11 protein-coding genes and 1 other annotated feature are annotated in these 10,011 nt (G+C 58.6%); of the genes, 8 read left to right on the plus strand and 3 right to left on the minus strand.

Going from position 1 to position 10,011, the window contains the following annotated elements; translation table 11 throughout:
- Positions 1 to 17: 17 nt before the first annotated feature.
- Both CINSTRO3249_RS08610 and CINSTRO3249_RS08615 read right to left on the minus strand, forming a co-directional pair.
- Positions 18 to 992 (minus strand): IS110 family RNA-guided transposase, encoded by a 975-nt coding sequence (locus CINSTRO3249_RS08610; protein WP_084790163.1) that lies wholly within the window; start codon positions 990 to 992, stop codon positions 18 to 20.
- Between the two features lie 199 nt (positions 993 to 1,191).
- Entirely contained in the window at positions 1,192 to 2,034 is an 843-nt protein-coding gene (locus tag CINSTRO3249_RS08615) for an SDR family oxidoreductase (protein WP_074012978.1), read from the minus strand.
- Positions 2,035 to 2,218: 184 nt separating this feature from the next.
- Positions 2,219 to 2,340: a sequence feature (His leader region), on the plus strand.
- A gap of 37 nt (positions 2,341 to 2,377) precedes the next feature.
- On the opposite strand from CINSTRO3249_RS08615, the gene hisG reads away from it, so the two are divergent.
- From hisG to hisIE, 8 genes are read left to right on the plus strand one after another with little or no spacing between them, the layout of a single operon-like run.
- Positions 2,378 to 3,277, plus strand: a complete 900-nt coding sequence (gene hisG, locus CINSTRO3249_RS08620) for an ATP phosphoribosyltransferase (RefSeq protein ID WP_074012979.1) — start codon at positions 2,378 to 2,380, stop codon at positions 3,275 to 3,277.
- Between the two features lie 5 nt (positions 3,278 to 3,282).
- Positions 3,283 to 4,596 carry a histidinol dehydrogenase gene (gene hisD, locus CINSTRO3249_RS08625; RefSeq protein ID WP_074012980.1) on the plus strand — a complete coding sequence of 438 codons (1,314 nt, stop codon included), beginning with the start codon at positions 3,283 to 3,285 and terminating at the stop codon, positions 4,594 to 4,596.
- Positions 4,593 to 5,675, plus strand: coding sequence for a histidinol-phosphate transaminase (gene hisC / locus CINSTRO3249_RS08630; protein WP_074012981.1), 1,083 nt, complete (start codon positions 4,593 to 4,595; stop codon positions 5,673 to 5,675). Before hisD ends, hisC begins: the two co-directional genes overlap by 4 nt.
- Positions 5,672 to 6,739 carry a bifunctional histidinol-phosphatase/imidazoleglycerol-phosphate dehydratase HisB gene (gene hisB / locus CINSTRO3249_RS08635; RefSeq protein WP_074012982.1) on the plus strand — a complete coding sequence of 356 codons (1,068 nt, stop codon included), beginning with the start codon at positions 5,672 to 5,674 and terminating at the stop codon, positions 6,737 to 6,739. Before hisC ends, hisB begins: the two co-directional genes overlap by 4 nt.
- On the plus strand, positions 6,739 to 7,329 hold the full coding sequence (gene hisH, locus CINSTRO3249_RS08640) for an imidazole glycerol phosphate synthase subunit HisH (protein WP_074012983.1): 591 nt from the start codon (positions 6,739 to 6,741) through the stop codon (positions 7,327 to 7,329). The genes hisB and hisH overlap by 1 nt, the downstream gene beginning before the upstream one ends.
- A gap of 3 nt (positions 7,330 to 7,332) precedes the next feature.
- Positions 7,333 to 8,073: a 1-(5-phosphoribosyl)-5-[(5-phosphoribosylamino)methylideneamino]imidazole-4-carboxamide isomerase gene (gene hisA / locus CINSTRO3249_RS08645; RefSeq protein ID WP_074012984.1), complete on the plus strand. Its 741-nt coding sequence runs from the start codon at positions 7,333 to 7,335 to the stop codon at positions 8,071 to 8,073.
- Complete coding sequence (gene hisF, locus CINSTRO3249_RS08650; RefSeq protein WP_074012985.1) at positions 8,055 to 8,831, plus strand: imidazole glycerol phosphate synthase subunit HisF; 777 nt, start codon at positions 8,055 to 8,057, stop codon at positions 8,829 to 8,831. The genes hisA and hisF overlap by 19 nt, the downstream gene beginning before the upstream one ends.
- Positions 8,825 to 9,436, plus strand: coding sequence for a bifunctional phosphoribosyl-AMP cyclohydrolase/phosphoribosyl-ATP diphosphatase HisIE (gene hisIE, locus CINSTRO3249_RS08655; protein WP_074012986.1), 612 nt, complete (start codon positions 8,825 to 8,827; stop codon positions 9,434 to 9,436). The genes hisF and hisIE overlap by 7 nt, the downstream gene beginning before the upstream one ends.
- A 50-nt stretch (positions 9,437 to 9,486) precedes the next feature.
- Here the strand turns inward: hisIE and CINSTRO3249_RS08660 are convergent.
- On the minus strand, positions 9,487 to 10,011 hold a 525-nt coding region (locus CINSTRO3249_RS08660), incomplete at its 5' end, for an IS3 family transposase (protein ID WP_125933110.1).

Consider the following 10,011-nt stretch of genomic DNA (forward strand, 5'->3'; position numbering starts at 1 on the left):
AGATACCGTCTTGCTCATCATGATGCAAGAGCTATATTTTCATCGAAGGGTATTCCAGATTTTAAGACACCATAAGCTAATTGGAGTAATTTTCGCATTGCCGCGCAGATGCCTACTTTACCTCCTTTGTGGCGTGATACGAGCCTCTGCCACTGTGCTTTTATTATCGGGTTACAGGAAATGGCAGCTAAAGCCGGCATGTATAATGCTTTTCTGAGTTCTGAATGACCCCGTTTTGATAGGCGACTACGTCCTTTAAATAAACCAGACTCATGCAGTTTTGGGTTCAGGCCGACATAGGCCACGACTTCTTTACTGTTGCTGAATTTTGACATATTACCGATATAGGCAAGTAGACTCGCACTCAGTATTTCACCAATTCCAGGTATGCTTTCCAGCAACGCTTTGTTTTTCTTTAAATCAAGATCGCTGTCAATATGATGTCTTATTTTTTCTTTTGTAGCCTGGATTTGTTGTTTTAGTGCATCAATGATTTCAATCAGCGAGGGTTCAACGATAGCATCAGCCACTGACTGTCGGTTTTCATGCATTCGCTTCACTTCCTCCAGATTCTTTAGATGGCGCACCAGGGCTGTTAATTGACGTTCACTCAATGGAGGCGGGGTCCAAAGACTTGGCGTATGCAGGGCGCAATAGCGGGCGATCATTTTTGCATCCCCCTTATCCGTTTTGTTCCGACTCAGTTCACTTTCACCAAATGAATGGATACGTGATGGATTTTCTATGCTGACATCAATACCATTATCAACCAGAAACGTAGCCAGTGGAAAACTATAAATTCCCGTAGCCTCAAGACAAATATGGCAATCTCCGTAAACAGATAACCACTTTAGCAACTGGGCAAATCCAGATGAAGTATTTGGAAACACCTTTGTTTTGTATTTTTTTCTCTCAACCCAGACTGCAACGTCGAATTTTAATTTGGCAACATCAATACCCACTGAGGTTTTGAGCATGGTAGATTCTTCCATAAAAAACAGATAATTGAATATATCGCCCTGACCTTCCTTATAAATACGTGCTCGTAGCACAAGATACCGTTCGGTCTTGAAGACGATTATGAATATGTCACCAGGGTTTAATCTGACGTACAAGCTGTAAGCTTAAGGCAGAGTACAAACTCACCAGTAACATCCCAATGATCAGTTGGGGATCATTAACCTTTGAAAGTCAATGATCAAGATATAAGGCTAAGGGCATGAAGGCAGGATCGGGATAGAGATAGTCGAAGCCCAGCTCTTTACCAATCCGGCTGCCGTCAATGATTTTCCCTTCTTCAGCGCCGCTTGCCGCCAGATAAACCGGGGGTGGCACGCCTAAAGCACGGGCCATGGCCGGATAATAGTCCCGCTTGGCGGGGTGCCCCGGCGCACATAAATTATAGCGATGGCCACCGCGCGGCAGCTGGAGCAACAGGGTAATGGCGCTGATCACATCCGCCAGATGGACCAGATTGACTCCCTGCCCGCCGCCCGGCAGGCCTTGTTTCCCCGCCAGGAAGCGCCCCGGGTGGCGGCCCGGCCCTACCAATCCCGCCAAGCGCAGGATATCCACCGAGGTGTGGGGTAATTGATGCAACCAGTTCTCCAGCTCGACCAGACACCTGCCCGCCGGCGAGCACGGCGCGGTCGGACTTTCCTCGCGCTTCACGCCGGGTCCTTCGCCATACACCGATGTCGAACTGGTGAAAATAATGCGCGGCACCGCGGCCGCCAGCGCGCTGTCCACCACCTGCTGGACCGCCAGAAAATAGTTGTCGGCCCCCTCCACCGTGCGGCTGGCGGGCAACGTAATGATAAGCGCATCCGCCTGGAACAGCGCCGCCAGATCGTCCGGATCGGCCTCCGGCAGCGGCGTCAGGTTCAGTTGATAACATTCGATACCGCTCATGCGCGCCGCCTCGACACCGTCCGGCCGCGTCTTGCTGCCCACCACTTGATAGCCGCGGGCCAATAAAGATAGCGCCAACGGCATTCCCAGCCAGCCCAATCCGACAATCGCTACTTTTTTCATTGCGCCCGCTCCCGTTAGTTCTCCCGCTTCCGGTAAGCTTAACGCGAAGCGGTCGCGAAAGCGCCGGGTGTCGACACAAAAAAGTGTTGCACTCTGCATCAAACATAGTTAGGTTATCGGCATTGTTTACTGAAAATTCAGTAATGCGACCTGTGGAACACGCAATGACGAACATTCTGATCAACCACCACCACCATCATCCTGACTAGTCTTTCAGGCGATGAGTGCTGGAAGACGTTTTAATCTTCCAGCGGCGCAGAATGTCAGAGAGAGCCCTCGGAAGATTTCTTCCGAGGGTTTTTTTTTGGCTTGGATAAATAATTTAGTTACGGCAGAGGACATCATGTTGGACAAATCACGGTTACGGATAGCAATGCAGAAATCAGGCCGGTTAAGCAAAGAATCGCAGCAATTGCTGGAGCAATGCGGCATCAAAATCAATCTGCAACAGCAGCGCCTGCTGGCCTTTGCGGAGAATATGCCGATTGATATCATGCGGGTGCGCGACGACGATATCCCGGGTCTGGTAATGGACGGCGTGGTGGACCTCGGCATTATCGGTGAGAACGTCTTGGAAGAGGAATTGCTGACCCGTCGCGCCCAAGGAGAAGATCCCCGTTACTTTACTCTGCGCCGGCTGGACTTCGGCGGGTGTCGATTGTCGATGGCCCTGCCGCTGGACACCCCCTGGACCGGCCCCGAATGCCTGCGCGGCAAACGCATCGCCACCTCCTATCCGCATTTGTTAAAACAGTACCTGGATAAACTCGATATCACCTTCAAGTCCTGTCTGCTGAACGGTTCGGTAGAGGTCGCGCCGCGCGCCGGTCTTGCCGATGCCATCTGCGATTTGGTGTCCACCGGCGCCACCCTTGAGGCCAACGGATTGCGCGAGGTGGAGGTGATTTATCGCTCCAAGGCCTGCCTTATCCAGCGCGACGGCGAGCTGTCGGTGGCGAAACAATCGCTGGTGGATAAGCTGCTGGTCCGTATCCAGGGGGTCATCCAGGCCCGGGAATCGAAATACATCATGCTGCACGCCCCGACCGAACGGCTGGATGACATCATCAGTCTGCTGCCCGGCGCGGAGCGGCCGACCGTCCTGCCGCTGGCGGGGGATCAACACCGTGTGGCGATGCACATGGTCAGCAGCGAAACCCTGTTCTGGGAAACCATGGAAAATCTGAAGGCCCTCGGCGCCAGCTCGATTCTGGTGTTGCCCATTGAAAAGATGATGGAGTGAGAACCATGACCGCCACAGTTTTTTCCCAGCCGGTGCGCTGGCGCGATTGCGACGCGGCCGAACAGGCGCGACTCCTGACCCGTCCGGCGGTGGATGCCCAGGCGGACATCAGCGCCACCGTTAGCGCCATCGTGCAGCAGGTGCGTCAGGAGGGCGACGCTGCGTTGCGTGCCCTGAATGTCCGTTTTGACCGCACCGAGACGCCGCAACTGCGTATTACGGATGCGGCGGTGGCGCAAGCCGCCGAGCGTTTGTCGCCGGCGATCAAACAGGCGATGGCGGCGGCGGTGGCGAATATCGATACCTTTCACCGCGCCCAGCAGTTGCCGGAGGTCGATGTGGAAACCCAGCCCGGCGTGCGCTGTCGCCAAGTGACCCGGCCGGTGGCCGCGGTGGGGCTCTACATACCGGGCGGCTCGGCGCCGCTGCCCTCCACGGTGCTGATGCTGGCGACGCCGGCGCGCATCGCCGGTTGCCGACGGGTGATCCTCTGCTCACCGCCGCCCATCGCCGATGAAATTCTCTACGCCGCATCGCTGTGCGGGGTGCAGGACATTTATCAGGTCGGCGGCGCGCAGGCGATTGCCGCCATGGCGTTTGGCACCGAGACCATCGCCAAGGTCGACAAGATTTTTGGCCCGGGCAATGCCTGGGTGACCGAGGCGAAACGCCAGGTCAGCCAGTGCCTGGACGGGGCCGCTATCGATATGCCCGCCGGGCCGTCTGAAGTGCTCATCATCGCCGATGCGCAGGCCAATCCGGCGTTTGTCGCCGCCGACCTGCTGTCACAGGCGGAACACGGCCCCGACTCGCAGGTGATCCTGCTTACCCCCGACGCCAGTCTGGCGCAGCGGGTGGCCCGGGAAACCGAACGCCAATTGCAATCACTCTCCCGCGCCGCTATCGCCCGCCAGGCGCTGGCCGGCAGCCGTCTTATCATTGCCGCCGATCTGGCCGAGTGCGTCGCCATTAGTAACCGCTACGGGCCGGAGCATCTGATTATCCAAACCCGCGATGCGGGGTGCTGGGTAGAGGACATTACCAGCGCCGGCTCCATTTTCCTCGGCGACTGGTCGCCTGAGTCCGCGGGCGATTACGCCTCCGGCACCAATCACGTCCTACCGACCTATGGCTATACCGCCACCTGTTCCAGCCTGGGGCTGGCGGATTTCCAAAAACGGATGACGGTGCAAGAGCTTACCCCCGCCGGTCTGCTGGCGCTGGCGCCGACGGTTGAAACCCTGGCGCAGGCCGAGCGCCTGACCGCACACAAAAACGCCATCACGCTGCGCGTCGCCGCGCTCAAGGAGCCGCAATGAGCATTAGTCACTTAGCCCGCGCCAACGTGCTGGCGCTGGAGCCTTACCTCTCCGCGCGCCGGCTGGGTGGCCAGGGCGATATTTGGCTGAACGCCAATGAATATCCCCTTCCGCCGGCGTACGGGTTGCGCGGCGGCGATCTCAACCGCTATCCTGCCTGTCAACCGGCCGGCGTGATTAACGGTTATGCCGCCTACGCGGGCGTGCCGCCGGAGCAGGTGGTGGTATGCCGCGGCGCCGATGAGGGCATTGAGTTACTCATCCGCGCCTTTTGCGAGCCGGGCGCCGATGCCATTCTGTTTTGCCCGCCCACCTACGGCATGTATAGCGTCAGCGCCGAAACGTTCGGCATCGCGCGCCGCACGGTTGAGGCACGTCAGGACTGGCAACTGGATCTGCCGGCGATTCGCGCGCGGCTCGACGGCGTGAAGCTTGTGTATATTTGCAGCCCCAACAACCCCACCGGTAACCTGATAGACCCGAAGACGCTGCGCGCGCTGCTGGAAATGACCCGGGGCCGCGCGCTGCTGGTGGTCGATGAAGCCTATATCGATTTTTGCCCGCAGGCGAGCGTGGTGAACTGGCTCGCCGAATACCCGCATCTGGTCATCCTGCGTACCCTGTCCAAGGCTTTCGCCCTGGCCGGTCTGCGCTGCGGTTTTGTCCTGGCGAATGCCGAGGTGATTCAACTATTGTTAAAAGTCATCGCCCCCTACCCGCTGGCGCTACCGGTGGCGGATATCGCCGAACAGGCGCTTTCGGATGAGGGATTGCGGCAAACGCGGACGCGGGTGGCGGAAATCAACGCCAACCGCGAGACGCTGGCGCGCGGGTTGGCGGAGTGCCCTTGTATTTGCGCGGTGTATCCCAGCGTCAGCAATTATTTGCTGGTCCGGTGCGATCCGGCCTATCGGGTGTTCAAAACCCTCTGGGATCAGGGTACGATTTTACGCGATCAAAGCAAACAACCGGGCTTGGCCGACTGTTTGCGTATTACCATCGGCACGCTGGCGGAGTGCCAGAGCGTGATTGCGGCGTTAAAGGCGTTGAAACCCTCTTCCAGCAAGGAGTCCCTGTGAATCAGAAAGTCCTGTTTATCGATCGCGATGGCACGCTCATCAGCGAACCCCCGGCGGATTTCCAGGTGGACCGCATGGATAAGTTGGCGCTGGAGCCCGGCGTCATCCCCGCGCTGCTGGCGCTGCAAAAAGCCGGCTTCCGACTGGTGATGATTACCAACCAGGACGGCCTGGGCACCGCCAGTTTTCCCCAGGCGGATTTCGACGGGCCGCATGATCTGATGATGGCCATCTTCACCTCCCAGGGCATTGTGTTTGATGAGGTGTTGATTTGCCCGCATTTACCCAGCGACGGCTGCGCGTGCCGCAAACCGCAAACGGGGATGGTGACGTCCTGGCTGCAAGAGGGCGCGTTGGATAGCCCCCACAGCTATGTCATCGGCGACCGGGAAACCGACATGGCGCTTGCGGCCAATATGGGAATTACCGGGCTGCGGTATCAGCGCGCGTCGCTCAATTGGCCGGCGATTGCCGAGCAGTTGACCCGCCGCGACCGCCACGCGCGCGTTAATCGCGTCACGCGGGAAACCGCCATTGATGTGGACGTCTGGCTCGACCGGGAAGGCGACAGCCAAATCAATACCGGCATTGGTTTTTTCGATCACATGCTCGATCAGATTGCCACCCACGGCGGTCTGCGCATGAATATCGCGGTAAAGGGGGATCTGCATATCGATGATCACCACACGGTGGAAGATACCGCGCTGGCGCTGGGGGAAGCGCTGAACAAGGCGTTGGGAGACAAACGCGGTATTGGTCGCTTCGGGTTCGTGCTGCCGATGGACGAGTGCCTGGCGCGCTGCGCGCTGGATATTTCCGGCCGACCGCATCTGGAATACAAAGCCGAGTACAGTTTTCAGCGGGTAGGCGATCTCAGCACCGAGATGGTAGAGCATTTCTTTCGTTCACTTTCCTATGCCATGGCCTGCACCCTGCACCTGCGTACCAAAGGCAAGAATGATCATCATCGGGTGGAGAGCCTGTTTAAAGCCTTTGGCCGCACGCTGCGCCAGGCTATCCGCGTGGAAGGCGACACGCTGCCCAGCTCAAAAGGGGTACTGTGATGAACGTGGTTGTGCTGGATACCGGCTGCGCCAATCTGTTCTCGGTCACCGCCGCGGTACGCCGTCTGGGCTATGAACCGGTCGTCAGCCGCGACGCCGACATCGTGTTGCAGGCGGACAAATTATTTCTGCCGGGCGTCGGCACCGCCCAGGCGGCCATGGAACAGTTGCGGCAGCGGGAACTCATTGCGCTGATTAAAGCCTGCACCCAGCCGGTGTTGGGCATTTGCCTCGGCATGCAGTTGCTGGGGTCCGCCAGCGATGAAAATGGCGGCGTCAGCACCCTCGGCATTATCGACGCGCCGGTCACGCGCATGGCGGACGTCGGTCTGCCGCTGCCCCATATGGGCTGGAATCAGGTGACCGCCCAGGCCGGCAATCGCCTGTTCCGCGGCATTGACGACGGCAGTTATTTTTACTTCGTCCACGGTTATGCCATGCCGCTGTGCGCCGCCACCATCGCCCAGGCCAGCTATGGCGCGCCGTTTACCGCCGCGGTGGAACAGGATAATTTCTTCGGCGTGCAGTTTCACCCGGAGCGCTCCGGCGCCGCCGGCCGCCAGCTGCTGAAAAATTTTTTGGAGATGTAACCGGTGATTATACCCGCTTTGGATTTGATTGATGGCGCCGTCGTGCGGCTGCATCAGGGCGATTATCAGACTCAACGCCATTACGGCGTCGATCCGCTGCCGCGGCTGCAAGATTACCTCAGCCAGGGCGTCGAGGTGCTGCATCTGGTGGATTTGACCGGCGCCCGCAGTCCGCAAGCGCGCCAGATCCCGCTGTTGCGCCGGCTGCTGGCCGGGGTGGCGCCGGCGCTGGTGCAGGTCGGCGGCGGTATTCGCAGCGCGGCGGATGTCGAGGCGCTGCTGGAGGCAGGCGCCACCCGTGTGGTGGTCGGCTCCACCGCAGTACGCCAGCCGCAGGAGGTACAGCGCTGGTTTGAACGTTTCGGCCCTGATGCGCTGGTACTGGCGCTGGACGTGCGCATCGACGACGACGGTCGGCGCCGGGTGGCGATAAGCGGCTGGCAGGAAGATTCCGGCGCGACGCTTGAACAGGTGATAGCGCAATATCGCCCGCTCGGGCTGAAGCATGTGCTGTGTACCGATATCTCCCGCGACGGCACGCTGACGGGCAGCAATGTGTCGCTGTATCGCTCGCTGTGCGACGCCTGGCCCGATATTGCTTTTCAATCTTCCGGCGGCATCGGCAGCCTGGCGGACATCGCGGCGCTTCGCCACAGCGGCGTGCAGGGCGTCATCGTCGGCCGCGCGCTGTTGGAAAATAAATTCACCGTGGCGGAGGCGCTGGCATGTTGGCAAAACGCATAATTCCCTGTCTGGATGTCCGGCAGGGCCAGGTGGTAAAAGGGGTGCAATTCCGAAATCACGAAATTATCGGCGATATCGTGCCGCTGGCGCGCCGCTATGCCGAAGAAGGGGCCGATGAGCTGGTATTCTATGATATCACCGCCTCCGCCGACGGCCGGGTGGTGGACAAGCGCTGGATAGCCGACGTCGCCGAGGTCATCGACATTCCCTTCTGCGTAGCCGGCGGTATCCAAAGCGTAGCGCAGGCCGGCGAAATCCTCTCTTACGGCGCCGACAAAATTTCGATTAATTCCCCGGCGCTGGCGGACCCGACACTCATCAGCCGTCTGGCGGATCGCTTTGGCGTCCAATGTATTGTCGTCGGTATCGATACCTGGTTCGACGCCGCGAGCGGGCGTTATCAGGTCAATCAATATACCGGCGACGAAACCCGCACCCGCATCACCACATGGCAAACCCTGGACTGGGTAGAGGAAGTACAGCGGCGCGGCGCGGGGGAGATCGTTTTGAATATGATGAATCAGGACGGCGTGCGGAATGGCTATGATTTGCCGCAGTTGCGGCAGGTCCGGGAACGCTGCCACGTTCCGCTTATCGCTTCCGGCGGCGCTGGCACGATGGCGCATTTTCTCGCGGCGTTTCGCGATGCGCAGGTGGACGGCGCGCTGGCGGCGTCGGTGTTCCATAAGCAGATCATTAATATTGGTGAATTAAAGCAGTTTTTGGCGGCAGAGGGAGTGGAAATCAGATTATGTTAACCGAACAACAGCACCAGCAGCTGGATTGGCAAAAAACCGGCGGTATGCTGCCCGCTATCGTCCAACACGCCGTCTCCGGCGAGGTTTTGATGCTGGGCTATATGAATGCCGACGCGCTGCAGGCGACCGAGCAGTCCGGTCAGGTGACGTTTTACTCGCGCAGTAAGGGCCGGCTGTGGACCAAGGGCGAGAGTTCCGGCAACGTTTTGCGGTTGGTCAGCATTCACCCTGACTGCGACAACGATACGCTACTGATTTTGGCCCATCCTCAAGGGCCAACCTGCCATAACGGCACCAGCAGCTGTTTCCATCCCGCCGCCAGCGATTGGGGGTTCCTTTACACGCTGGAAACGCTGCTTGGCGAGCGTAAAAACGCCGATCCGCAAAGTTCCTACACCGCCAGCCTGTACGCCAGCGGCACAAAACGCATCGCCCAGAAAGTCGGCGAAGAGGGAGTGGAAACCGCGCTGGCCGCTACGGTGCACGACCAGGAGGAGCTGACCAACGAGGCGGCGGATCTGCTTTATCATCTGCTGGTGCTATTGCAGGATCAGGAGTTGGATCTAAGCCGGGTGATCGGCCGCCTGCGCGAACGTCACCGCTAACGGCGCGTTGTGAATAACCCCGAGTTTATTAGAGAGTAATTTTGGCAATACTACGCCGCTTCCTCTGATGCTAATTGCAAAGCGTAATAGTTCATTTCGGCTTCAGTAGGAGGGATGTAACCCAGCCGCCCGAGCAGCCTTCTGTTGTTGTACCAGTCCACCCAGTCCAGCGTGGCCAACTCCACTTCCGTCCGGTTTTTCCAGCTCCCGCGGTGGATAACCTCCGTTTTGTACAACCCGTTGATACTCTCTGCCATCGCATTATCGTAGGAGTCGCCGGTAGTGCCAACTGACGCCAGGATTTCAGCATCCTTCAGACGCTTTGAATACGCTAATGAAACATATTGTGAGCCTCGGTCTGAGTGATGGATCACCCCTTTCCCTGGGCGACGAGCCCAAAGCGCCTGCTCCAGCGCATCCAGCACCAGAGATGTCTCCATCGACGTTGAGACCCGCCAGCCGACGATAACGCCGGCGAACACATCGACGATAAAGGCCACATAAACGAAGCCCTGCGCCGTTCTGACGTAGGTGAAGTCCGCCACCCAAAGCTGATTGGGCCGCTCCGCCATGAA

The sequence above is a fragment of the Candidatus Sodalis sp. SoCistrobi genome (assembly GCF_900143145.1).
Classification (GTDB): Bacteria; Pseudomonadota; Gammaproteobacteria; order Enterobacterales; family Enterobacteriaceae; genus SoCistrobi.